Source organism: Shewanella sp. SG44-6, assembly GCF_014164185.1.
GTDB classification, from domain to species: Bacteria; Pseudomonadota; Gammaproteobacteria; order Enterobacterales; family Shewanellaceae; genus Shewanella; species Shewanella vesiculosa.
In genome coordinates this window covers 1-24617 of sequence record NZ_JACJER010000051.1, presented here as the reverse complement: position 1 = coordinate 24617, position 24617 = coordinate 1, and the positions used below count along the sequence as shown (strand labels likewise).

Annotated in this window: 21 protein-coding genes and 3 tRNA genes; 13 read left to right on the top strand and 11 right to left on the bottom strand. The window is 41.6% G+C overall.

All coding sequences use genetic code 11. The features are described from left to right. Positions 1-50 precede the first annotated feature (50 nt). Positions 51-647 carry a Yip1 family protein gene (locus H5185_RS10990; RefSeq protein ID WP_124016399.1) on the bottom strand — a complete coding sequence of 199 codons (597 nt, stop codon included), beginning with the start codon at positions 645-647 and terminating at the stop codon, positions 51-53. A gap of 355 nt (positions 648-1002) precedes the next feature. Between H5185_RS10990 and miaE the strand changes: the two genes are divergently transcribed. Next, the gene (gene miaE / locus H5185_RS10985) at positions 1003-1770 is read left to right on the top strand and encodes a tRNA isopentenyl-2-thiomethyl-A-37 hydroxylase MiaE (RefSeq protein ID WP_182697032.1); all 768 of its coding nucleotides are present in this window, start codon (positions 1003-1005) and stop codon (positions 1768-1770) included. Between the two features lie 64 nt (positions 1771-1834). On the opposite strand, the gene H5185_RS10980 is transcribed toward miaE, so the two are convergent. Together H5185_RS10980 and H5185_RS10975 are read right to left on the bottom strand one after the other, a co-directional pair. After that, positions 1835-2560, bottom strand: coding sequence for a UDP-2,3-diacylglucosamine diphosphatase (locus H5185_RS10980; protein ID WP_182742092.1), 726 nt, complete (start codon positions 2558-2560; stop codon positions 1835-1837). Positions 2561-2562: 2 nt separating this feature from the next. Continuing rightward, a complete protein-coding gene (locus H5185_RS10975) occupies positions 2563-3057 on the bottom strand; it encodes a peptidylprolyl isomerase (RefSeq protein WP_124016402.1) in 495 nt (164 codons plus the stop codon). A 143-nt stretch (positions 3058-3200) separates the two neighbouring features. Here H5185_RS10975 and cysS point away from each other — a divergent pair, with 143 nt between their 5' ends. Further along, positions 3201-4580, top strand: coding sequence for a cysteine--tRNA ligase (gene cysS, locus H5185_RS10970; protein ID WP_124016403.1), 1380 nt, complete (start codon positions 3201-3203; stop codon positions 4578-4580). Positions 4581-4651: 71 nt separating this feature from the next. Here the strand turns inward: cysS and folD are convergent, their stop codons facing one another. Then, positions 4652-5506, bottom strand: a complete 855-nt coding sequence (gene folD / locus H5185_RS10965) for a bifunctional methylenetetrahydrofolate dehydrogenase/methenyltetrahydrofolate cyclohydrolase FolD (RefSeq protein WP_182697030.1) — start codon at positions 5504-5506, stop codon at positions 4652-4654. A 290-nt stretch (positions 5507-5796) separates the two neighbouring features. Between folD and H5185_RS10960 the strand changes: the two genes are divergently transcribed. The 11 genes from H5185_RS10960 (at position 5797) to H5185_RS10910 (ending at position 16802) form a co-directional block, all read left to right on the top strand. Further along, positions 5797-5873, top strand: a tRNA-Pro gene (locus H5185_RS10960). 87 nt (positions 5874-5960) lie between these two features. Beyond that, a tRNA-Arg gene (locus H5185_RS10955) sits at positions 5961-6037 on the top strand. 8 nt (positions 6038-6045) lie between these two features. Then, a tRNA-His gene (locus H5185_RS10950) sits at positions 6046-6121 on the top strand. Between the two features lie 392 nt (positions 6122-6513). Then, a complete protein-coding gene (tig, locus tag H5185_RS10945) occupies positions 6514-7818 on the top strand; it encodes a trigger factor (RefSeq protein ID WP_124016531.1) in 1305 nt (434 codons plus the stop codon). Positions 7819-7909: 91 nt separating this feature from the next. Further along, positions 7910-8521, top strand: a complete 612-nt coding sequence (clpP, locus tag H5185_RS10940; protein ID WP_124016405.1) for an ATP-dependent Clp endopeptidase proteolytic subunit ClpP — start codon at positions 7910-7912, stop codon at positions 8519-8521. 130 nt (positions 8522-8651) lie between these two features. Next, positions 8652-9932: an ATP-dependent protease ATP-binding subunit ClpX gene (gene clpX / locus H5185_RS10935; protein ID WP_124016406.1), complete on the top strand. Its 1281-nt coding sequence runs from the start codon at positions 8652-8654 to the stop codon at positions 9930-9932. A 131-nt stretch (positions 9933-10063) separates the two neighbouring features. Next, the gene (gene lon, locus H5185_RS10930) at positions 10064-12415 is read left to right on the top strand and encodes an endopeptidase La (protein ID WP_124016407.1); all 2352 of its coding nucleotides are present in this window, start codon (positions 10064-10066) and stop codon (positions 12413-12415) included. Between the two features lie 261 nt (positions 12416-12676). Then, on the top strand, positions 12677-12952 hold the full coding sequence (locus H5185_RS10925; RefSeq protein WP_124016408.1) for an HU family DNA-binding protein: 276 nt from the start codon (positions 12677-12679) through the stop codon (positions 12950-12952). A gap of 216 nt (positions 12953-13168) precedes the next feature. Then, positions 13169-15046 (top strand): SurA N-terminal domain-containing protein, encoded by a 1878-nt coding sequence (locus H5185_RS10920; RefSeq protein ID WP_182722128.1) that lies wholly within the window; start codon positions 13169-13171, stop codon positions 15044-15046. A 77-nt stretch (positions 15047-15123) separates the two neighbouring features. After that, positions 15124-15747 carry a pentapeptide repeat-containing protein gene (locus H5185_RS10915; RefSeq protein WP_182697028.1) on the top strand — a complete coding sequence of 208 codons (624 nt, stop codon included), beginning with the start codon at positions 15124-15126 and terminating at the stop codon, positions 15745-15747. A gap of 125 nt (positions 15748-15872) precedes the next feature. Then, entirely contained in the window at positions 15873-16802 is a 930-nt protein-coding gene (locus H5185_RS10910) for a GyrI-like domain-containing protein (RefSeq protein WP_182697027.1), read from the top strand. Between the two features lie 157 nt (positions 16803-16959). Here the strand turns inward: H5185_RS10910 and fabV are convergent, their stop codons facing one another. The 7 genes from fabV to pspF all read right to left on the bottom strand — a co-directional run. Next, positions 16960-18162, bottom strand: a complete 1203-nt coding sequence (gene fabV / locus H5185_RS10905; protein ID WP_182697026.1) for an enoyl-ACP reductase FabV — start codon at positions 18160-18162, stop codon at positions 16960-16962. A gap of 105 nt (positions 18163-18267) precedes the next feature. Next, positions 18268-19053 (bottom strand): ATP-binding cassette domain-containing protein, encoded by a 786-nt coding sequence (locus tag H5185_RS10900; protein ID WP_124016413.1) that lies wholly within the window; start codon positions 19051-19053, stop codon positions 18268-18270. Then, positions 19034-20041, bottom strand: a complete 1008-nt coding sequence (locus tag H5185_RS10895) for an oligopeptide/dipeptide ABC transporter ATP-binding protein (RefSeq protein WP_124016414.1) — start codon at positions 20039-20041, stop codon at positions 19034-19036. The genes H5185_RS10900 and H5185_RS10895 overlap by 20 nt, the downstream gene beginning before the upstream one ends. Positions 20042-20044: 3 nt before the next feature. Continuing rightward, positions 20045-20935, bottom strand: coding sequence for an ABC transporter permease subunit (locus H5185_RS10890; protein WP_124016415.1), 891 nt, complete (start codon positions 20933-20935; stop codon positions 20045-20047). Continuing rightward, on the bottom strand, positions 20922-21953 hold the full coding sequence (locus tag H5185_RS10885) for an ABC transporter permease subunit (RefSeq protein ID WP_182742091.1): 1032 nt from the start codon (positions 21951-21953) through the stop codon (positions 20922-20924). The genes H5185_RS10890 and H5185_RS10885 overlap by 14 nt, the downstream gene beginning before the upstream one ends. Continuing rightward, a complete protein-coding gene (locus H5185_RS10880) occupies positions 21954-23579 on the bottom strand; it encodes an ABC transporter substrate-binding protein (protein WP_182722131.1) in 1626 nt (541 codons plus the stop codon). 83 nt (positions 23580-23662) lie between these two features. After that, positions 23663-24617: phage shock protein operon transcriptional activator (pspF, locus tag H5185_RS10875; RefSeq protein ID WP_182742090.1), on the bottom strand; the 955-nt coding region annotated here is incomplete at its 5' end.

Genomic DNA, 24617 nt, shown 5'->3' with positions numbered 1-24617 from the left:
ATACAAAAAAGGCGCCTTAAGCGCCTTTTTGTTATCTTTTAACTAAATGATTATTGCATCATTGGGCCTAAACCAATACTCCATAAAATGACACTACTTGCCATCAGTGCAACCAGCAATACTAAGCCTGCTGTAACAACTGAGCTGGCATAAATAAAACCTTTTTCTTCAGGTATATTCATAATGATGGGCACTCCTGCATAGAGCAGATACACCGAATAGGATAATCCGATTAATCCAATGACCATTATGAACCATAATACAGGATAGAGTGCTGCAAGACCGACCATGAATAAGGGGGTTGCAGTATAGGAAGCCAATTCGAGCGCTTGAGTATAGGTTGGATCTGCATCAAATGTTCTACCCATCCAAAAAGCTAAGTAGGCGAGAGCCAGAACGCCAATAATTAAGCCAAAGTACATCGCAATTGACATTAATAGTGCGCTTTGTGATGTCAGAAATAGTGGTTCTCCGACGCCTGGATGCCACCCAATATGAGCCGTTGCAAAATAAGCACAAACGGCAGGAATGAGCGCAATAAGCAATATATGACTCAAGCTGCTTTTCAATGCTTCATGATTTTTTTCAATTGTTTGCCACTCTTTTTTCGGATGAGTGTAAAGCCCCATTAAGTGATTCAATACCATTATCGTTATCCTTGTTTAGCATTTTTGACCTAGCTCGCCAAACAACGACGAACTGACTACAGCTTTTTATCCATCGCCTTAATCAGTCCACATCAACTTAACAACCTATTTTGTATTGGCAGTAAACTCATTCCATCGTTGCCAATATCTATGTTGTTCAGTTATGACCCTATCCCACACTAGAATCATCATTTAAGGTGATCGATTGCATCTGTTATAAAAGCGTTAAATTAGATGCTTAGCTTATTTATTGAACATAAATAGACTTTCGTCAAGGAGTATTACGTTTTTGGCTTCAGAAATGATCACTCTACAGGTAAACTGAGCGTAGATTCTTGACTGAGTTATTCATTCTATGCAGCAATTACTTGCGCCAATTCATGACTTTTTAGGTTGTGAGACCCCAGACCTTTGGGTTGAAAAAGCAAAACAACCGTCGCAATTAATCCCATTGCTTATTGACCATTGCAACTGCGAGCTCAAAGCTGCGCAAACAGCTATTTTAATGATCCGCAAATATGCGATTGATAAAAGTAGCGCTCATCTATTAAAGGCTTGGGCAAAGCCCTACGAGGATTTTGTTTACCAACAAGACCGTGACGCACATGCCTTTTTGGCTCGCGATAGTAAAAAGAATGATATCACTAGTGAATTAGTCGCCAATGAGCACTTAGCTTATAGTGCTGATGTCATGAGTAAAATGGTGCGCCTGATCAAAGAAGAGTTCCATCATTTTGAACAAGTACTACAGATTATGACGGCACGAGGTATTGATTACAGTAATATTCGCGCAGGGGGTTATGCCAGGCAATTGATCATTCATGTGCGAACCCATGAGCCACTGACCATTATTGATAAATTAATTATTGGGGCGTTTATTGAAGCGCGTTCGTGTGAGCGATTTGCTAAAATTGCGCCACACTTAGATGATGAGCTGGCTAAGTTTTACACCTCATTACTACGCTCTGAAGCTCGGCATTTTCAAGATTATTTAGCCCTTGCTCAAGATATAGCAGGCGTTGATATCAGCGAACGAATTGATTACTTTCGACAAATTGAGAAGAGATTGATTTTGGCTGAGGACAGCGAATTTCGTTTTCACAGTGGTGTACCGAGTCAATAGCTCAATGGTTGAGCGCGTCTCATTAAGGCTCACAGATAATGTGTCATCATTATCACAAGTGAGCCTATTTGGTGTCTGAGAAGGGCAGTGTAACTAACTCGCACCCATGTTCATTCACATTTAAGACGCTACCTTGAGTATACCAGTCGCCCACTACTACGCGTTGATGCGTTGCAGATAATTGATGAATCGCCGGACGATGCGTATGACCATGGATCATGCGTTGGCAGCCAGTACTCGCCAGCAGAGCAGTCACTGCGCTTGGTTCAACATCCATAATTTCGTAGTGTTTTTGTTGATTACCTTGGACACTTTTTTGACGAATTTTTGCAGCAATGTTTAAGCGTGTCTTTTTAGGTAAGCGAGCATATAACCAGCGCACGACTCTAAAGCTTCTAAAGCGTCTGAATCGCTGATAGTCAACATCAAGTGTGCAAAGGCTATCACCATGCAAGATAACAGTATTCACACCGTACAAGTCGATACAATACACTTCAGGTAATACTTGCATGCCTGCTCGTTGGCAAAATTGTTTGCCTACCATAAAGTCACGATTACCATGAATAAAGTACACAGGTAGCGTGTTTGATACCATTTTGATTGCATCAGCGATAGCAACACTAAATGACTCAGCAATATCATCACCCATCCACACTTCGAATAGATCGCCAATGATATAAAGCGCTTCAGCATCGTCTAAACCATGATTTAGAAAATACACGAAGGCTTGAGTAATATCGGGACGATCAGCACTTAAGTGCAAATCGCCCACAAAGATTGTTGTTTTCAAAATTACGCTTTAACGCTAACGCTTTTGATCACAATAGCTTCTAATGGTACATCTTGATGCATACCATTATTTCCTGTTGGGACATTTTTGATTTGCTCAATGATGTCTAACCCTTCAACGACTTCACCAAACACACAGTAACCCCAGCCTTGCGAGGTTTCTGATTTAAAATCAAGGAACGTATTGTCTTTGACGTTAATGAAAAACTGTGCAGTTGCTGAATGAGGATCAGAGGTTCGCGCCATTGCAACAGTGCCTTTGCGGTTAGATAAACCGTTGCTAGCTTCGTTTTTGATTGATGCTTTAACACTTTTTTGGCTCATGTCTTCAGTGAAACCACCACCTTGGATCATAAAACCGTCAATAACACGGTGAAAAATAGTACCTTCGAAAAAGCCATCTTCAACATACTGCATAAAGTTAGCGGCAGTAATAGGCGCCTTTTCTTCATTTAGTTGTAAAGTAATATCGCCCATATTGGTATGTAAAGTAATCATGTTATCTCACTTGAAAATATTAATTTGCGCGATTCTAACTTATCTTAACTGCCGCTTAAAGTGCAGTGTTCAAAACAGGTGACATCATGTTAGAATCTGCATTAACATTTACCGTTATAAATTAGTGTAAAAGAGAACAATCGATGTTGAAGATTTACAATAGTATTAGCCGTGATAAACAAGAATTTAAACCAATAAATCCAGGTAAAATCGGAATGTACGTCTGTGGCGTGACCATTTACGATTTATGTCATATTGGTCACGGGCGTACCTTTGTTTCGTTTGACATGATAGTACGTTATTTACGTTACATAGGTTATGAGGTGAACTTTCAGCGCAATATTACTGACGTTGATGATAAAATTATCAAACGTGCTGCTGAAAATAATGAGTCGTGTGAGTCACTTACTGAGCGTTTAATTGGCGAAATGCATCAAGATTTTGATGCGCTGAACATGAAACGACCTGATTTTGAGCCGCGAGCTACGTTACATATTGAAGAAATTATCGATATGGTTCAGCGTTTGCTTGATCGCGACCATGCTTATGTTGCCAGTAATGGTGATGTATTATTTAGTGTTGCGTCGTTCCCTCAATATGGCCAGCTTTCTGGGCAAAACCTTGACCAACTTCAAGCTGGTGCTCGGGTTGAAATTGATAATGCTAAACGCAATCCTATGGATTTTGTGCTATGGAAAATGTCTAAACCGGGTGAGCCTACATGGGAATCACCTTGGGGTCCTGGTCGCCCGGGTTGGCATATTGAATGTTCTGCCATGAACAGTAAGCATTTAGGTTTACATTTTGATATTCATGGTGGCGGATCTGATTTGCAGTTTCCACATCATGAAAATGAAATTGCGCAGTCTTGCTGTGCCCATGACACGCCTTATGTGAATTACTGGATGCACACCGGAATGGTGATGGTTGACCGTGAAAAGATGTCTAAATCATTAGACAACTTTTTTACTATTCGTGACGTGCTTAAGCATTATGACGCTGAAACTGTACGTTATTTCTTATTGTCAGGTCATTACCGTAGCCAGTTAAATTATTCTGAAGATAATTTAAAGCAAGCACGTGCAGCATTAGAGCGTTTATACACAGCCATTAAAGATTTAGATTTGACTGTCGACGCTGCGCCTGCTGAAGCGTTTGTTGCCAAATTCAAATCTGCTATGGATGATGATTTTAATACGCCTGAAGCCTATTCGGTTTTATTTGATATGGTCCGTGAAATTAATCGTCTTAAAATAACTGATATGGCAGCTGCGTCGGCATTAGGTGTCAGCTTGAAGCAATTAGCCGATGTACTTGGTCTTATCAGCCAAACGCCTGAGGCTTTCTTTAAGGGTGAGGGCAGTGACGATGAAGTGGCAGAAGTTGAAGCACTAATTGTTGAGCGTAACCGTGCCCGAACTGAAAAAGATTGGCCTGCAGCCGATATCGCGCGTGATCGCTTAAATGAGTTAGGCGTTGTGTTAGAAGACGGCCCTAGCGGAACGACATGGCGTAAAAAGTAATTTAGTTTGCCCATAAAACAAAAAAGCCTACAATAGCAGGCTTTTTTGTTATTCATCCGCAGCCAGCTGGACTAGCTATGATACTGCTCGCAAGCATAAAGAGTATTCTCTAATAAGCTCGCAATGGTCATTGGACCAACGCCGCCAGGAACCGGAGTTATAAATGCGGCTTTTTCGGCGGCAATATTAAATTCCACATCACCGACTAAACTGCCGTTTTCCAAGCGATTAATACCGACATCAATCACAATAGCGCCAGGTTTTATCCACTCACCAGGAATGAAACCAGGCTTACCCACAGCAACAACCAATAAATCGGCTTGACGCACTTTTTGCTCTAAGTTTTTGGTAAAACGATGACAGGTGGTTGTAGTACAACCAGCTAATAAGAGTTCCAGTGTCATTGGACGGCCGACAATGTTCGACGCTCCGACAACAGTAGCATCCAAACCGTAAGTATCAATACCGGTAGATTTGATTAACGTCATAATCCCCATCGGCGTACAAGAGCGCAGAACCGGGATACGTTGAGCTAAACGGCCAACATTGTATGGATGAAAACCATCAACATCTTTATCTGGACGAATATGTTCAATGACTTTTGAATCATCAATATGATCAGGTAAAGGAAGTTGTACTAAAATTCCGTCAATATTGGGATTAGCATTACACTCATCGATTAACGCTAATAGTTCAGCTTGGGTTGTACTTGTGTCCAGGTCAAAAGATTGAGATTCAAAACCGACTTCTTCACAAGCTCTGCGTTTACTGCCGACATAGACTTGAGATGCGGCATCACTGCCCACTAAAATAACCGCAAGACCTGGCGCGCGGAATCCAGCTTGTCTTCGAAGTGCTACTTTTTGTTTTAGTGTGGTGCGGATAGATTGTGCAATGGCTTTACCGTCAATAAGTTGAGCAGTCATGGCTGTAGAGTTTCCTTTGAGTGACGCAGGTGTTGAAGTCGATGGTCGAACGGCGGTTATTCTAGCAGGCGCAATGAAGAGTGTCATTTGCTAGACGATGAAAATACAGTGAATAAACTATTCGCGCTATGATGCTAATCATGGTTTTTGCTGCTAAATTCGTCATATAGCATCCAGAGTTAAAAAAATCGTTGACGATATCAAGGTGACTAGTTAAGATGCGCTCCGTTCTCGAGACAACAAGGTTGCTGTATAGCAGTAATAAACATTTCGAAAACAAAGTAAGATTTCGGTGATTAGCGCAGCCCGGTAGCGCATCTCGTTTGGGACGAGAGGGTCAGAGGTTCGAATCCTCTATCACCGACCAAATTAAATGTTATTTGCTATTATTAGCGAATAATAGAACAAGTAAACTTGTTCAGCCAGACAGGAAACAGCTTATTGCTGTAACCATGCGCCCGTAGCTCAGTTGGATAGAGCACCCGCCTTCTAAGCGGGTGGTCGCAGGTTCGAATCCTGCCGGGCGTACCATTTCAATGGTGATTGTAGCTCAGTTGGTAGAGTCCCGGATTGTGATTCCGGTTGTCGTGGGTTCGAGCCCCATCAGTCACCCCATTTTTTTCTGTTCAAATCAACGTGTATTTCGAGACACTCATTGTGTTGCTGAAAAATGTATTTGTTTACCATAGTTGATTTACTGCAATGCATATCCAATCTGATAAAAACTCATTTCGCGCATTAAACGTGCAAACACATCAAAATTGACCATCAGTTAGCCCTTTTATCACGTAAATCGACCTTTTCAGGCTCGACTCTGTTAAAAACGGTAGCTATAATGTCGCGTCTTGATAAATATCAAAAATAAGCTACCTATACCAACAGCGTCTTCAGCATCGATATTATCGCTGTGCTGGGTATCAGAGCTAAACCCGTAGTCAAGAAACGAATATCTAATGGTTGAGTTGTCGACCATTCAAAGAACGTTAGACATATTTCGAGGTAAAAAAATGCAAGTTTCTGTTGAAACAACTCAAGGCCTAGAGCGTCGCCTAACTATTTCTGTACCTGCTGAGCAAATCGAGAAATTGGTTAAAGACAACGTATTGCGTGAAGCTAAGCGTGCTCGTCTTCCAGGTTTCCGCCCAGGTAAAGTGCCTATCGGCGAAATCAACAAGCGTTATGGTAAAGCCATTCGTCAAGACATCACTGGTGAAGTGATGCAACGCAACTTTATAGAAGCTATTGTAGCTGAGAAGTTAAACCCAGCAGGCGCACCAGTATTTACTCCTGGTTCAACTGAAGGTGATTCTTTCGAATTCGTTGCAACATTTGAAATCTACCCAGAAGTTGTTTTAACGGGTTTAGATAGCATTGCAGTTGAACAGCCTAAAGCTGAAGTTAATGATGCAGACGTTGATGTAATGATTGAAACGTTACGTAAGCAACATGCTACTTTTGCTGCTGTTGAACGTGAAGCTACAGCTGACGACAAAGTTAAAATGAACTTTATTGGTTCTATTGATGGTGAAGAATTTGAAGGCGGAAAAGCTGATGATTTTGAACTTCAATTAGGCAGCAATCGTATGATCCCTGGTTTTGAAACCGGTATCATTGGTCATAAAACGGGTGATGAATTCGAAATCGAAGTGACTTTCCCTGAAGATTACCACGCTGAAAACTTAAAAGGTAAGGCGGCTAAGTTCGTTATTACCTTAACTGAAGTTCAAGCAGCTAACTTACCTGAAGTGAATGATGAGTTTGCTTCTTTGTTTGGTATTGCTGAAGGTGGCTTAGATGCACTTAAAGCTGAAATCCGTAAAAACATGACTCGTGAACTAGAGCAAGCGCTGAAAGCGAATGTGAAAGAGCAAGTTATTACTGGTTTATTAGCAGCAAATGACATCTCTATCCCTAAAGCACTTGTTGAAGGTGAAGTGAATGTACTTCGTCAACAAGCAATGCAGCGTTTTGGTGGCCAAACTGAAAATATGCCTGAACTTCCGGCTGAACTTTTCACTGAGCAAGCAGAGCGTCGTGTTAAAATCGGTTTGCTATTAGGCGAAGTGATTAAGACTAACGAGCTAAAAGCTGAAGATGATCGTGTTAATGCATTGATCGAATCTATGGCTTCAGCGTATGAAGATCCATCTGAAGTTGTTTCATACTACAACTCAAATAAAGAACTCATGCAAAACATGCGCAACGTAGCGCTTGAAGAGCAAGCTGTTGAAGCATTGTTAAAATCAGCAAAAGTAACCGTTAAAGACGTTGCTTTTGAAGAATTTATGAACAAGGCTACTGGACGAGCGTAAGCTAAGCTTGACTTAACAAGTGGTTCGCCATTTATAATGGCTCGTATGAGGTTCCTCATGCGGGCCATTTTTATTTTTAGGGAAATGAATAATGCATAAAGCACCAGAATCAGTACTCAATGCTCTTGTACCTATGGTTGTTGAACAAACAGCTAAAGGTGAACGTTCTTATGATATTTACTCTCGTCTATTAAAAGAGCGAGTCATCTTCTTAGTTGGCCAAGTAGAAGAACACATGGCTAACCTTATTGTTGCTCAGTTATTATTCCTAGAGTCAGAAAGCCCAGATAAAGATATTTATTTGTACATTAACTCTCCTGGCGGTTCAGTTACAGCGGGTATGGCGATCTACGACACCATGCAGTTTATTAAGCCTAATGTCAGTACAGTGTGTATGGGGCAAGCTGCTAGTATGGGTGCATTCTTACTTGCCGGCGGCGCTAAAGGTAAACGTCATTGCTTACCTAACTCTCGTGTGATGATCCATCAGCCATTAGGTGGCTTCCAAGGTCAAGCATCAGATATCGCCATTCATGCTCAGGAAATCCTAGGCATCAAGAATAAATTAAACCAAATGTTGGCTGATCATACTGGCCAACCGTTGGAAATCATTGAACGCGATACTGACCGTGATAACTTCATGAGTGCTACTCAAGCTGTTGATTATGGTATTGTCGATTCATTACTAACAAGTCGCGGCTAAAACCGATAGCTGATTTTCTCTAATCTTTCAGGTATTCTGTACTGAAAGACGTTAAGTCATCTATGTGGTTATGATAAGTATCTACAAGCAGCGCTTAGGGTTAACCTAAGTTGGAAACAGAGGTAGAATAATGGGCGATAACAAAAATAACGGTGACAGCGGCAAATTGCTGTACTGCTCTTTTTGCGGAAAAAGTCAGCATGAAGTCAGAAAACTGATTGCTGGCCCATCAGTTTATGTATGTGATGAGTGTGTTGATTTATGTAATGACATCATCCGTGAAGAAATCAAAGAGATTTCACCTAAGCGTGATGAAGACAAGTTGCCGACACCGCATGAGCTACGCAAACATCTTGATGACTATGTAATCGGTCAGGATCAAGCCAAAAAAGTGCTTTCTGTTGCGGTATACAATCATTACAAGCGTTTACGTAATGGCGCAATAAAAGACGGTGTTGAGCTTGGTAAAAGTAATATCCTGCTATTAGGTCCAACTGGTAGTGGTAAAACATTATTAGCTGAAACACTGGCACGCTCACTCAATGTTCCTTTTGCTATGGCAGATGCAACCACGCTAACCGAAGCAGGTTATGTGGGCGAAGATGTTGAAAACATCATTCAAAAGTTACTGCAAAAGTGTGATTACGACGTTGAAAAAGCTGAACGCGGTATCGTCTATATCGATGAAATTGATAAAATCAGTCGCAAATCTGACAATCCTTCAATTACTCGCGATGTGTCGGGTGAAGGTGTTCAGCAGGCGCTACTGAAGCTAATTGAAGGCACGGTAGCTTCTGTTCCTCCACAAGGCGGACGTAAGCACCCACAGCAAGAATTTTTGCAAGTGGATACCTCTAAAATTCTGTTTATCTGTGGTGGTGCGTTCGCTGGACTTGAAAAAGTCATTGAACAACGAGCTCACACAGGAACCGGGATTGGCTTTGGTGCAGAAGTAAAAGGCGAGGCGGATAAAGCCACCATTTCACAAATACTAAGCCAAGTAGAGCCTGGTGATTTAGTGAAATTTGGTTTGATCCCTGAGTTTATTGGTCGTTTACCTGTTGTTGCTACGCTAACTGAGTTAGACGAAGCTGCACTGGTTCAAATTCTATCTGAGCCTAAAAATGCGTTAACCAAGCAATATAGCGCGTTATTTGAGATGGAAAATGTCGAACTTGAGTTCCGTGATGATGCATTACAAGCGATTGCTCAAAAAGCGATGTCACGTAAAACGGGTGCACGTGGATTACGTTCAATTGTAGAAAGCATTTTGCTTGATACCATGTACGATATTCCATCGACTCAGGGAGTGATTAAAGCGGTTGTTGATGAATCCGTTGTTAAAGGTGAATCAGCTCCAATTTTGATTTACGAAAATACAGAGACTCTGGCCGCTTCAGGCGAGCAATAATTGTACTGATAACTAGTAAGTTGAAAAATAAGGAGTCCATTGGACTCCTTTTTTCGTATTGACCATTGAAACTGATAACATCACCCCAATATAATCAGTATTAAGTCTATTTCATTAAACGGAATCGAGCCATGACTAAAGAGCGTGAAGCGCATATCGAACTCCCCGTATTACCACTGCGAGATGTGGTGGTTTACCCGCATATGGTAATTCCGCTATTCGTAGGACGGGAAAAATCAATTCGTTGCCTGGAATCGGCAATGGAACAAGACAAGCAAATTTTATTAGTTGCTCAGCGAGATGCAGATCTTGACGAACCGACCAAAGACGACATTTTTGATATTGGTACCGTTGCCTCTATTTTACAGCTTCTTAAACTTCCTGACGGCACGGTAAAAGTATTAGTTGAAGGTGGCCAACGTGCCAAAATCAAGAAATACACTCAAGAAGAAGAGTTTTTTGCTGCAACGGCTGAATACTTAGAGTCTGAGCAGTTAAGTGATAAAGAAGAAGAAGTCTTAGTACGCAGTGCTATTGGCCAGTTCGAAGGCTACATCAAGCTAAATAAAAAGATCCCACCTGAAGTATTAACCTCATTATCGGGTATTGATGAAGCGGCTCGCTTAGCTGATACCATGGCTGCACATATGCCATTGAAGCTTGAAGATAAGCAATCCGTGCTTGAGATGATCAATGTCGGTGAGCGTCTTGAATATCTGATGGCGATGATGGAATCAGAAATTGACTTGCTGCAAGTTGAAAAACGCATCCGTACCCGCGTTAAAAAGCAGATGGAAAAAAGTCAGCGCGAATACTATTTGAATGAGCAAATGAAAGCCATTCAAAAAGAATTAGGCGATATTGACGAAAGCCACGACGAATTTGAAGTATTGGCGCGTAAGATTGAAGACGCTGGTATGCCAACCGACGCGAAAGAAAAAGCCATTGCTGAATTAAACAAGCTTAAAATGATGTCGCCTATGTCTGCTGAAGCCACGGTTGTGCGCAGCTATGTTGACTGGATGACAGCTGTGCCTTGGAAACAACGCTCAAAAATTAAGCGTGACTTAGCCAAAGCACAAGAAGTACTTGATACCGATCACCACGGACTTGAAAAAGTTAAAGAACGTATTCTTGAGTATTTAGCGGTTCAAAGTCGTGTTAAACAGCTTAAAGGACCTATCTTGTGTTTAGTTGGACCACCGGGCGTAGGTAAAACCTCACTGGGGCAGTCAATTGCTAAAGCCACTGGACGTAAATATGTCCGTGTTGCACTAGGTGGCGTGCGTGATGAAGCAGAAATTCGTGGTCATCGCCGTACGTACATAGGTTCAATGCCAGGTAAAGTCATTCAAAAAATGGCCAAAGTGGGCGTTAAAAACCCATTGTTCTTGCTCGATGAAATCGACAAAATGAGTTCAGACATGCGTGGCGATCCATCGTCAGCCTTGTTAGAAGTACTTGATCCAGAGCAGAACGCAACGTTTAACGATCATTATCTTGAAGTTGATTACGACTTATCTGATGTAATGTTTGTGGCTACGTCAAACTCTATGGATATACCGGGTCCTTTACTTGACCGTATGGAAGTGATTCGCTTATCGGGTTATACCGAAGATGAAAAGCTTAATATCGCGAAGAAGCATTTACTGACCAAGCAAATTGAACGTAATGGCCTTAAAGAAAAAGAAATCATTGTCGATGACAGTGCTATTTTAGGGATTATTCGTTATTACACTCGTGAAGCGGGTGTGCGTTCATTAGAGCGTGAATTATCAAAAATTTGCCGTAAAGTAGTTAAGCATATTCTGCTTGATAAAACGGTCAAAGTGGTTGAAGTTAACCAGGATAATTTAAAGTCATTCCTTGGCGTACAACGTTTTGATTTTGGTAAAGCTGAATCGAATAACCAAATAGGCCAAGTGACCGGACTTGCATGGACTCAAGTGGGTGGTGATTTATTAACCATCGAAGCAACATCTGTAGCAGGTAAAGGTAAATTAACCTATACCGGTTCACTCGGTGATGTCATGAAAGAGTCTATTCAAGCTGCGATGACAGTCGTTCGTGCCCGCGCGGAAAATTTGGGTATTAATAACGACTTTTATGAAAAACGTGATATTCATGTCCATGTACCTGAAGGGGCAACACCAAAAGATGGCCCTTCAGCAGGCGCGGCTATGTGTACTGCGTTAGTGTCGAGCTTAACGGGCAATCCAGTTCGTAGTGATGTTGCCATGACAGGTGAAATAACCCTTCGCGGTGAAGTTCTGCCAATTGGTGGTTTAAAAGAAAAGTTATTGGCTGCACATCGTGGCGGAATCAAGCATGTATTGATCCCTCAAGAAAACGAACGCGATTTGGAAGAAATTCCAGCGAATGTGATTGCAGATTTAACCATTCATCCAGTACGTTGGATTGATGAAGTCCTGAAATTGGCGCTTGAGCGACCAGTTGAAGGCTTCGAAGTGGTCAAAAAATAGCTTGTTAGTCAAAAAATTGCTATAGAGCATAAAAAAAATCAAAAAAGGGGCTTAACAAAACGCTGACCTGTGGTAGCCTAGGTTGGTGGAGAGTCAGACGCACCAAGCCCTTGGGGCATCTGACGTTGAGCTGTATCCAATTTCATTTTTTGGTTTTCGTACTAAGTTTGGTGTGTTATCAAGCTTATAAAATAAAGCCTCCGCAGACCGCTCTAAACATAGATTTGGTTGCGGCGCGACAATAACATTCAAGGGGATGACATGAACAAATCTGAACTAATCGAGAAAATCGCATCTGGTGCTGATATTTCTAAAGCTGCTGCTGGCCGCGCACTGGATTCTTTTATCGCTGCTGTAACGGAAGGTCTTAAAGATGGCGATAAGATTTCTCTAGTTGGTTTTGGTACATTTGAAGTACGTCAACGTGCTGAACGTACTGGCCGTAACCCACAAACGGGTAATGAAATTAAAATTGCTGCTGCGAACATTCCTGCGTTCAAAGCTGGCAAAGCGCTAAAAGACGCGGTTAACTCATAGTTAATAACGTTGCCTTTGTAAGGCATTCGTAATACAAGCACTGCTTAGGCGGTGCTTTTTACGAAAAGCAATATTGTTATGTTCTGCATAATCAATATTGGGAGTATTGGGTCATACCCGTGGTAGCGTCTGATAACTCCATATAATTTACAATAAGGCGCATCCACAAGGTGATGCGCCTTTTTATTTTATTAATCGCAACAAGCGAGAATTCAGATGTTAGAAAAAATTCGTGAAGGATCACAGGGGATTGTTGCAAAAACAATTCTAGTACTTGTGATACTTTCTTTTGCTTTTGCCGGTGTGAGCAGTTATTTAGGCTCAAACACGGGTGTACCTGCTGCTGTTGTTAATGGTGACGAAATTAGTGCCAACGAGCTAGAGCAGGCTTTTCAAAATGAACGCTCTCGTATAGAGCAACAGCTCGGTGAAATGTTTACAGCATTAGCCGCTGACGAAAGTTATATGAATGGCATTAAACAAAACGTACTGGATCGTTTAATTGCTGACAAACTCATTGATCAAGCAGCCAATAAACTAGGCTTGCGTGTATCTGATGAGCAAATTAAAAAAGCCATTATTGAAGAGCCTGCATTTCAAACTGACGGTAAATTTGATAATGAGCGCTATCTAGCGGTATTGCGTCAGTTAGGCTATCAAACCACAAGTTTTAGAAACATGATGCGCGTCGACATGACCCGTCGTCAGTTATTAAATGCACTCGTGGGCAGTGAGTTTGTGTTAGACGGTGAGGCTAAGCAACTTGCTGAAGTCCAAGGTCAAACTCGTGATATACGTTATCTAGTTGTCGATTCAACTCCTTTCTTATCAACTGTTTCTGTGTCTGATGAAGAAGCGCAAAGCTATTATGATGCTAACGTGTCGCAATACATGAGCCCTGAAAAAGTTAGCCTAGAGTATGTTGAATTAAATGCTGCTGACATGGCTAAAAACAGTGACGTCTCTGACGAAGAAGTGAAAACTTATTACGACGAGAACAAAGCACAATATCAAACAGCCGAAAAACGTCTTGCTGCGCATATTTTTGTTGCCGCAACAGATGATGACAGTGCCGACAAAGCTAAAGCTGATGCAATTGAAGCTAAGTTAACCGCGGGTGAAGATTTTGCCGAAGTGGCTAAAACGGATTCTGATGATAACCTTAGCGCACAAGAAGGCGGTAAGTTAGATTGGTTTGAACAAGGTGTGATGGATCCTGCATTTGATGAAGCGCTTTTTGGATTACAAAAAGGTCAAGTTTCATCTATTGTGAAAAGTGAGTTCGGTTATCACATCATCAAGCTATTAGATGTTCAAGCAAGTCAAGCTACTGCTTTTGAAGATGTTAAAGAGAAAATTGTTGCTCAACTTCAAGAAAAGAAAGCACTTGATGTGTTTTATAGCTTACAAACCAAATTAGCTGATACCAGTTACGAAATCCCGGATACTTTAGCCGAAACAGCCCAAGCAGTTAATGCAAAAGTGCAATCAACGGCGTTATTTTCTCGTGATGATGTACCCGCTGAGTTCAATAACCCTGAGTTCATCAAAGCAGCATTTTCTGACCAAGTATTAGCGAGCGGTTTGAATAGTGATGTCATTGAGCTTGCGCCAAACCATGTTGTGGTTGTGCGCATGAAAAAACATCAGACTGCTGGCATCATGAGTTTTGCTGATGTTAAATCGGGTATTGTTGAACGTTTGAAGCAAGATAAAGCCAATGACGGTGCTCGTGATAAAGCTGCTGAGTATATGGCTCAGTTAAAAGCGGGTAATGATACCTTAACGGGCGCATCATTAACCACGTTAGCTAAGTTAGGTCGTTTTAATCAGGATATCGATCAAGCTATCACCAATAAAGCCTTTAAGATTGCTGCACCTGCTGAGAATAGTGTCACTATTGATACCGCAGCGTTAGCAACTGGTTATGCGGTGATTGTAGTTGATAAGGTCAATGAAGCCGAAGGCATTAATGACAATCTGATTAAGTCGCTTAAACAGCGTATTGCACCTCAATACAGCGAAGCTGATTACCGTGCTGTAGTTGCCTCACTTAAGGCAGATGCTCAAATTGAGTATCCTGTAGCAGACTAATTACGTTTTGTAGTCAATGAAATATTAAAGACCTAGGCTCACGTCTAGGTCTTTTTGTTTATAAGGGGATATCAACCATGAGCAAGGTAACTAGAGAACAAACGAGTAAATTGTTTGCCTTATCGCACTATAATGATGATTCATTCGAGTCCCTTAAAGGAGTGGATTTACAGTTCAACAACATTACGTTTGAGCGCTGTTACTTCATGCAATGTGATTTTAACCAGAGCGATTTCTATCATTGCCAATTTATCGATTGTACTTTTAGTCAGTGTAACTTGAGTGTGTTGTCTGTGATTGATACTGAGTTTGATGCCGTTATTTTTCGCGACTGTAAAGCTATAGGTATTGATTGGACTAAAGCCCATTGGCCACAATTTATGACCCAAACTACGATTCAGTTTGAACGATGTTTGCTCGACGGCAGTAATTTTTACTCACTTAATTTACCCGAGCTTACACTTGTTGATTGTCGTGCCCATGATGTCGACTTTAGAGAGGCTAATTTAACTAAAGCCGATTTGCGGTTAACCGATCTTAATCTAAGTCAATTTAGTCATACTAATTTAACTGGCGCCAATTTTACTGATGCGTCGAATTATCAAATTGATATTACGGCTAATACCGTTAAGCAAGCCATATTCAGTCGATTTGAGGCACTGAGTTTGCTAGAGGGTTTGGATATTCAATTAGTCGACTAGTTTACATCGTCACCTTTTTAACCCCAAAATGCGCTGATTAGACGCGCAGAAACCACAGGTTAATTTACATTTTTTTCGTTATGATAAATATTAGGCTGCGATAATTTACTTCAAAAGGAGAGGGCATGAGCCACAGACTAGATCAAGCATTTGAGCGGGCACTTGCCTATTTAGATCAACACTTAAATGAGCCAGTTGACTTCAACATGTTGGCCAATATTGCCCAGCTTCCCCAAAGCCACTTTGAAGCGTTATTTTATGCGCTGTACCACATATCAATTGAAGCTTATGTCGAACTGCTTAAAAGCTTAGAGGCCGCCCATTTATTAGGTTTTGGTAAGCAGGTACCTTTTGCCACTATAGCGGCAAAACTGGCTTATCGTAACCAACAACACTTTATCGAATCGTTCACTCGCAGTATTGGTCAAAGCCCTGAATCGTTCCAACAAGCGCCTGATTGGGGCAATTTTTTTGCTAAGCAACAACCGCTAAAATCGTTTCAAACGGAAGTTAATCAGCAAGATGAGCAATCTTATTCAGTTGAGATTGTATCGTTTGCTGCGCAAACATTAGCTGTGATGGAACATCATGGTGATCCCTCGTTATTACCTCAAACCATTGCGCGATTTATTGAATGGCGTCGCCAGCACGGTTTATCTCCTATGGGCAGTCAAACCTTTAATCTGTTTTATTCAACCTCTGAGTCAGCTGCTAAAGCGCAATATCGAATTGATATTGGTGTCTCGTTAGCTAACGAGACACTGACAAGCTTAGAGCCAGTGGCGTTAGAATCGAGCCAGATTAAACTTAAATCGATCCCACAGGGACGATGTGCCATGATCCGTTTAAGTGGCGAGCAAGCGGTCAATGATAGTGGCTTAGGTGCTGCAATAGACTACCTGTATCGCAATTGGCTTAATTTGAACGATGTCAGCTTAAGGAATTTTCCATTGTTTGTGCAGCGAGATGTGATTGCTGACAAGATGACCGAAGAGCAACAAGCCAAATCGTTAGCGGGTTCACCGCAACTGCTTATCTTTTTACCCATAGTTTAAGTTTGTGTTGCAGCGAATATATCCAACATGCAGCGTGAGTGACACAATGCTAACATGTGTTAATTCTCAGCGTGATCGCTGAAGATTAAGACAATAAAAAAGCCATAATGCACGGCATTATGGCTTTTTTGTTCACACTAGCTAAGAGCGATATTATTTATAATTCAATTACATCAAAGCTAACATTAGGATCGACTTCTGCATCATAATCGATACCATCAATACCAAAACCGAACAGTTTTAAAAACTCTTCTTTGTATTCATTGTAGTCTGTTAATTCGCTCAAGTTCTCAGTAGTGACTTGTGGCCATAAATCACGACAATGCTGCTGGATTTCTTCACGAAGTTCCCAGTCATCAAGGCGTAAACGGTTTTCACTATCCACTGCGGGTGCTTGGCCATCAACACGATACAGGCGCTCACTAAACAAACGCTGTATTTGCTCAATACAGCCCTCATGTAAGCCTTCTTGACGCATCTTTTTAAACACCATAGCAATATAAAGAGGCATGACTGGAATGGCTGAGCTTGCTTGTGTCACGACACTTTTTAGCACTGCAACGTTAGCTGAGCCGCCAGTAGCAGATAATTTGCTGTCAAGGGCGTGGGCTGCACGGTCTAAATCCATTTTGGCTTTACCTAAGGCGCCATGCCAATAAATAGGCCAAGTTAATTCAGTACCAATGTAGCTATATGCAACTGTCTTACAGTTGTCAGCTAATACGCCAGCGTCGCTTAGCGCACTCATCCATAATTCCCAATCTTGGCCGCCCATTACCGTGACGGTATCAGTAATTTCTTGCTCAGTTGCAGGCTCTACAGAAGTGTCAATAATGGTGTTTTTGTTGGTATCAACAGCCGTGGCAGTATAAGTTTGGCCAATGGGTTTCAGTGATGAACGGATAACTTCACCTGTGTCTGGCATTTTACGAACCGGTGAGGCTAACGAGTACACCACCATGTCGATTTGACCTAAATCTTGCTTGATCAATTCAATGACTTTTTGTTTCGCTTCATGGCTGAATGCATCGCAGTTGATACTTTTTGAATATAAGCCTTCTGCTTTAGCAAACTTATCAAATGCCGCTGTGTTGTACCAACCTGCTGTACCAGGTTTAGTTTCAGAGCTGGGTTTTTCGAAAAATACGCCGATGGTTGCAGCGTCGCTTCCAAATGCTGACGTGATACGAGATGCAAGGCCATAGCCACTTGAAGAGCCGACAACCAATACTTTTTTAGGGCCATTAGCAATTTTGCCTTTGGCTTTAATGAGTTCGATTTGTTCTTTAACGTTAGCTTCACAGCCAACAGGATGAGTTGTGGTACAAATAAAGCCACGAATTTTAGGTTTAATAATCATATTTAAGCTTCTTCCTTTAACATTGGCTCTAGGATAAATAGTTCGACGGCCAAATGGCACTAATTTTTACAAAAACGGCCTCTAAACCATAGTGGTTGGAGCAGTTTAGCGTTTTTGCATAAATTGACTTTGTTCTTGAATTAGTCGCTGAGTATATTCATGCTGTGGTGAAGTAAATAAGGCTTCTGTGGTTGTTTTTTCAACCATATGACCATTTTGCAACACCATGATTTTATCGCTCACATGTCGGATAATATTGAGATTATGCGAGACAAAAATATACGATAACCCCATCTCTTTTTGCAGCTTTAATAGCAGATTAATAATTTGAGATCTAACCGATAAATCTAAAGCTGTTAGTGCTTCATCTGCAATAATAATTTTAGGGTTAAGCATTAAGGCCCGCGCAACGGCGACTCGCTGTTTTTGCCCTTCTGAAATCATGTGTGGATAAAACTCTGCGTGTTCTGGTAATAAGCCCACTTTTCTTAAGGTTTCAATCACCAAGGTTTTACGCTCTTGTGAGTTTAGCTGAGTATTAAACCGTAAGGGTTCTTTAAGCAAGTTGCCAATCGATAAACGTGGGTTTAGCGAGGTCGTTGGGTCCTGGAAAATCATCCGGATCAAACGACAGCGTTGTTTTAAATTACGTGAACCTAAGGCTTCACCTTCAAAAAATATTTCGCCGCCACTGCGTTGTTCTGCGCCCACGAGAATTCTGGCTAGGGTACTTTTACCTGAACCAACAGTCCCTACAATCGCTAAGGTTTCACCACGACCCAGTTCAAATGAAACTGGAGATAATGCCTGATAGTATTGAGGTTTAAAATGCTTGTAACCAGTTAAGTATTGTTTACTTAAGTCGGTAACTTTAAGCAATGGCGTCGTCATCTTCTTGCTCACTTTGATAAGGGAAATGGCAGGCGAAATAGCGGTCTTTTATATGTTCAAGATTAGGCTGTTTTACACATTTTCTCTGCGCTTCTGGACAGCGAGGACCAAGTCGACAACCGGCTGGTAAATGTTGTAAAGACGGTGACGAGCCTTGTAATGTGGGTAAGGTTGCCTTGTGACGCATTTTTTCAGTGTGGTCAGGCAGGTTTTTTAATAATGCCCGAGTATAAGGGTGATAGGGCATTGCGACCATTTCGCTCACAGGTCCAGATTCCATCACCTGACCACTGTACAAAATCGTTAAGTTATCACACCAATGCACCATGGTTTCAAGTTCATGACTTACTAATAAAATCGACACATTTTGCAGTTGGTTGAGTTGCGATAACAATCTAAAAATTTGCGCTTGGGTATTGACCTCCATGGAGTTGGTCGGCTCATCGGCAATCAATAATTTAGGATGATTCGCTACCGCCATCGCAATCATCACTTTTTGACATTCACCTTCGGACAATTCCCATGGATAACATTTCATCAGCATTCTGGGCTTCTTTATGCCAACTTTGTGAAGCCATTTCTGGGCATTTAAATAGGTATCATGTCCACGGCGCCAAAAAGGAATGTTTTTGTTGGGCACCATAGCTTCGATTAATTGACTACCTATGGTTTTAACTGGGTCCAAACTGCCTGACGGATCTTGGAAAATCATTGCCATTTCGCTACCCATTAGGTTACGTCTTTGTTTGGCGCTCATTTCCAATAGATTTTTTCCATCCCACATCATACGATCGGCAATAATATGCCAATTAGGACCGAGCACGCCTAATATTGCTTTGGCTAATAAACTGCGTCCCGAGCCTGATTCACCTACCAGCCCATGGATCTCTCCGGGATTGATGGTCAAACTGACTTTTTCAAGCACTTTTACTGTGCCCTCAGGGGTATCTAATTCAATGGTGAGATTACGAATATCAAGTAAAGGCATAGGTTAATTTCTTATCGGTGCAAGCGCAGAACGTAAACCATCGCCAACTAAGTTGACCGATAATACGGTAAACAAGATTGCGACACCCGGTATAGTAACCGTCCATGGGGCGAGTAACAAATTATCCAGCCCTTGTGCGACCATAGCCCCCCATTCTGGACTCGGTGCTTGAGCTCCAAGGTTTAAAAAACCCAATGCTGCGATATCTAATATTGCTGCTGATATGGCCATTGTGACCTGAATAATTACTACATCCCACACATTTGGCATAATGACATACCAAAAAATTTGCAATGAATTTGCACCATCTAATTTGGCGGCAGTAACATATTCTTTTTGTAGTTCTTCATGCACAGCGAGATGGATCGCGCGTACAAACTGCGGAACCATGGCAATTCCAACGCCCCAAAACACGTTATTAAGCCCAGGTCCCATTACGGCAACCACTAAAATAGCCATGAGCAACGAAGGGATAGACAGCAATGCATCAAATAAATGACTTAAAATACTCGATTTAATTCCGCGCATCATTCCTGAAAGCGAACCGATAATAAAGCCAATAAATAGCGACGCGGCAACAATAATTAATGACATGCCAAAGGTTAATTGTACGCCGTGTAAAATACGACTAAAAATATCACGTCCTAGATCGTCGGTGCCGAGAAAGTGTTCTACAGATCCGGCAGGATCCCAAGATGGCGGCAACAGCAGTACTTGCTGGTCCTGCATTTCGGGTGAATATGGCGCAAGCAGTGGCGCGAAAATGGTGAGTATTAATAAAAAAATCACTGCCCACAAACCTATTACGGCAAAAGGATTTGCCGAAAATGTTTGCCACATCCGCCACATAGGAGAGGCTATATGGTCTTCTTGGTATATCTTAATTCGAGGCATACAATTCCTTTCTGCTCATTGGATTGATTGCTGTATGCAGTAAATCAATTAAAATGCTTAAGAAAATAATTAATAATGAGACAGATAAAATACCCGCTTGAATCACAGTATAATCGCGTTGATAAATGCCCGATACTAGCCAACTGCCGACTCCTGGCCATGAAAATATCACTTCAACTACAATGCCATAACTGGCAAATGAGCCTAACATTAAGCCAATACTTTTTATTACCGGAATTAAAGCGTTGGGCAATACATGACGAAACAGAATTTTAGCCGTGTGTAAGCCTCGTGCTTCAGCGGCGCGAATATAGGTTTGATTCATCACATTTAAAATGGCTTGTCGAGTGATCCTCACGACCAAGGTAAAAGGCAATACTGCTAAGGTTACTGCCGGTAATATTAAGTGCAGCAATGCATCATGAAATGCAGGTATCCGATATGTCGACTCGGATAATAAGGTGTCTATCAACATAAACCCTGTGACGGGTTCTATTTCGTACAGTAAATTAATCTGTCCTGAAATAGGCAACCAGCCAAGATTGACCCCAAACCACATGGATAAGCTTAAGCCAAGCCAGAACACTGGGATAGAATAGCCGGTTAAAGTAACAGCTAAAATACTATTCTGCAGTGCTTTATTAGTGCTTAACGCGGCGAGTATGCCGATAGGAACACCAAAGAACACCGCAATAAAACCAGAAAATAACGATAATTCAAAAGAGGCTGGCAATACCGCTTCTAACTCTTCTAATACTTCTTGCTGTGAGTTACTAGAAATACCAAAGTTACCTGATAAGCGTTGGCGCAAGTAAGCGGTAAATTGCAGTAGTTGGTTATCTTGTAATTGGTAATCCTTTTGAATTTGCTGTTGTTGTTCAATCGTTGGATATTGGATGCCCGAAAGTGAATACGCTTTACTTACAGGAAACTGCCCCGATGCCATAAATAATACGGCTATCATTATCAATGATGTAGCCATAAACAGGGTTATGCGACTAAAAAGGTATCGCCACATTTATTCGCTTCCCTCTATTATTTGGGTTGTTTTAGCAAAAGATATACCGCCATAAGGCCTAATTTGCATGGTAGTGATATTGTTCTTTTTTAACACCACTTTTTTAGCATGAGCGAGCGTGACCATTGGAACTTGATCGCTAATAATGGCTTCCGCTGATTGATAAAACGCTTTACGTTCAGGTTGGGTCGACACGCTCTGAGCTTGAGTTAATAGATGTTCGAAGTCTTTTTGGCACCAGCGAGAGCGATTATTGTTTGATGCTAACGCCGCACAGCTCAGTAGCGGAGTGAAAAAATTATCAGGGTCACTATTATCGGCATTCCAACCAATGAGAACCGAATCATAATTGGAACTGGCTAGCTTCTGTGTGAACACACTCCAATCATAGCTAATGATATTCAGCTTTACCCCAACTCGGGCTAAATCTGCTTGGATGAGCTCAGCTGTCTTCAGTGCACTCGGGTTATAAATTCGCGCTACAGGCATGGCCCACACATTAATCGATAGATTAGACACGCCTGCTTGTTTAAGTAATTCTTTGGCTTTTTCAGGATTATATTCATTGGGCGATAAATTTTTACTGTAAGCCCAAGATGCTGGTGGTAACACCCCAGTCGCTTCTACTGCGGTATCATTGTACACAACGTCTAGAATGTTCTTTTTATCAATAGCATGTGCAAGGGCTCGTCTTACTCGCACATCATCCAACGGAGGTTTTTGAGTATTGAAGGCCCAAAATGCGACGTTTAGTCCAGGTTTGGCATCAACAATAATATCTTTATGTTGATCAAGCACGGCTAACTCGCCGGCTTTGGGTAGTGCTGACACACTGCAATCACCGGTAATTAATTTGGCAATACGTGCGGTGCTTCTGGGAGTGATATCAAACACTAATTGATCGATCTCAACCGTGGGGCCCCAATAAACAGGATTCTTTTTATAACGAATATATTCGTTTTTCACATATTGGCTTAGCTGAAAAGGACCCGTGCCGACCGCATAATAATCAATATCTTCAGGGGTGCCCTGGACTAAAAGCTGATAGCCATATTCAGCCGATAACACAACGGCAAAATCAGTAGCGAGATTAGATAAAAAAGATGCATCTTTACGCACTAAATGAAAGATAACTTGGTAGTCATTTACTTTTTCAATATTGTCGATTAACTCTGCAAATCCAATGCTTTGAAAAAATGGATAACCAGTTCTACTGACTAAATGGTAGGGGTGGAGCGGATCGATAATACGGTTAAATGAAAACAATACATCATCTGCATTAAAGTCTCTGCTGGGACTAAAATGGCGTGTTTTATGAAAACTCACATGTTCACGCAAGGTAAATTGATAACTTAAGCCATCGTCAGACACCTGCCATGATGTCGCCAAACCGGGTGTGATAACGGCTTTTTCTTGGCTGTAGTTAACTAAACGGCTGTAAATTTGGTGAGAAGTGGCATCAATAGTGGTTCCTGATGTCACAAGCTGAGGATTAAAGCTTTCTGGATTACCTTCGCTGCAATATACCAAGCCAGAAGGCAATTGAGCCTGTCCGCACGCAGTCAACATGATGCTGGCGAGGCATAAAGACATCAGCTGATACCAGCGTTTTACAATAACAGGCATAGTGTGATCATATTTTTTCGATTTTGAAGGTACATTTTAACAGTGTTCATTGCATTGGGGCAATGCGCATGTCCCACCTAGAATCAGCTCTTGTCGAGTAAGTTGTACTTTTTCAAAATTCCGCGCAGTTGATGATAGCTTAAACCTAGTAAATCTGCGGTTTTTTTCTGATTATACTGGCCTTCAGCTAACGCGCGTTGTAATAATTCTATTTCGCTTTTTTCAGTATATTCTTTAAAATCTATTGGAAATTCGATGCTATTGAGCAACACTGATGCATCTGTTTCAGTACTTGGCGCTTGGTGTTCTGTGATGATGTCTGCAACATGTTCAACTGGCGCCGATTGACGCTCGCGGGTTTTGATTCGATTAACCGGACGATAGGGCGATGCAAACGGGTCTAATATAATATGATCAATTTCTTGGCCATCAGCCCCTTCACGATACACACTTCGCTCAACAACGTTTTTCAATTCGCGGATATTTCCAGGCCAGCGGTGCATCATTAATTGTTCTATCGCGAGTGGACTAAATCCACCAAAATACTCTAGTGATAGTTGTCTTGCCATACTAATCGCAAAATGTTCTGCCAACGGCATAATGTCTTCGGTTCTATGCCTTAATGGGGGCAAGGTAATCACATCAAAGGCTAAACGATCGAGTAAATCTGCTCTAAACTCACCATTGTCAGCCAAGGTGGGTAAATCTTCATTGGCGGCACAAATAAGCCGAACATCAGATTGAACCGTTTTACTGCCACCGACGCGTTCAAATTCACCATATTCGATAACACGTAATAATTTTTCTTGGATTAATCCAGATGTGTTGGCTAACTCATCTAAAAACAGTGTGCCACCGTCAGCGCGCTCAAAACGGCCTTCATGTCGTCCTTTTGCACCAGTAAATGCACCAGACTCATGGCCAAACAGCTCACTTTCTAGTAAATTTTCACTCAGTGAAGAACAGTTCAATTTGATAAAGTTTTGATCCCAACGAGGCGATAAATAGTGTAATCGTTCAGCAATCAATTCTTTGCCA

Bases quoted from the DNA above. Each gene is read 5' to 3' on its own strand.
- H5185_RS10920 (WP_182722128.1), top strand. From the start codon at position 13,169: ATGTTAGAAAAAATTCGTGAAGGATCACAGGGGATTGTTGCAAAAACA.
- H5185_RS10975 (WP_124016402.1), bottom strand. From the start codon at position 3,057: ATGATTACTTTACATACCAATATGGGCGATATTACTTTACAACTAAAT.
- clpX (WP_124016406.1), top strand. From the start codon at position 8,652: ATGGGCGATAACAAAAATAACGGTGACAGCGGCAAATTGCTGTACTGC.
- H5185_RS10885 (WP_182742091.1), bottom strand. From the start codon at position 21,953: ATGTGGCGATACCTTTTTAGTCGCATAACCCTGTTTATGGCTACATCA.
- H5185_RS10915 (WP_182697028.1), top strand. From the start codon at position 15,124: ATGAGCAAGGTAACTAGAGAACAAACGAGTAAATTGTTTGCCTTATCG.
- miaE (WP_182697032.1), top strand. From the start codon at position 1,003: ATGCAGCAATTACTTGCGCCAATTCATGACTTTTTAGGTTGTGAGACC.
- H5185_RS10925 (WP_124016408.1), top strand. From the start codon at position 12,677: ATGAACAAATCTGAACTAATCGAGAAAATCGCATCTGGTGCTGATATT.
- folD (WP_182697030.1), bottom strand. From the start codon at position 5,506: ATGACTGCTCAACTTATTGACGGTAAAGCCATTGCACAATCTATCCGC.
- clpP (WP_124016405.1), top strand. From the start codon at position 7,910: ATGCATAAAGCACCAGAATCAGTACTCAATGCTCTTGTACCTATGGTT.
- tig (WP_124016531.1), top strand. From the start codon at position 6,514: ATGCAAGTTTCTGTTGAAACAACTCAAGGCCTAGAGCGTCGCCTAACT.
- H5185_RS10895 (WP_124016414.1), bottom strand. From the start codon at position 20,041: ATGCCTTTACTTGATATTCGTAATCTCACCATTGAATTAGATACCCCT.
- H5185_RS10990 (WP_124016399.1), bottom strand. From the start codon at position 647: ATGGTATTGAATCACTTAATGGGGCTTTACACTCATCCGAAAAAAGAG.
- fabV (WP_182697026.1), bottom strand. From the start codon at position 18,162: ATGATTATTAAACCTAAAATTCGTGGCTTTATTTGTACCACAACTCAT.
- lon (WP_124016407.1), top strand. From the start codon at position 10,064: ATGACTAAAGAGCGTGAAGCGCATATCGAACTCCCCGTATTACCACTG.
- H5185_RS10890 (WP_124016415.1), bottom strand. From the start codon at position 20,935: ATGCCTCGAATTAAGATATACCAAGAAGACCATATAGCCTCTCCTATG.
- H5185_RS10880 (WP_182722131.1), bottom strand. From the start codon at position 23,579: ATGCCTGTTATTGTAAAACGCTGGTATCAGCTGATGTCTTTATGCCTC.
- cysS (WP_124016403.1), top strand. From the start codon at position 3,201: ATGTTGAAGATTTACAATAGTATTAGCCGTGATAAACAAGAATTTAAA.
- H5185_RS10910 (WP_182697027.1), top strand. From the start codon at position 15,873: ATGAGCCACAGACTAGATCAAGCATTTGAGCGGGCACTTGCCTATTTA.
- H5185_RS10900 (WP_124016413.1), bottom strand. From the start codon at position 19,053: ATGACGACGCCATTGCTTAAAGTTACCGACTTAAGTAAACAATACTTA.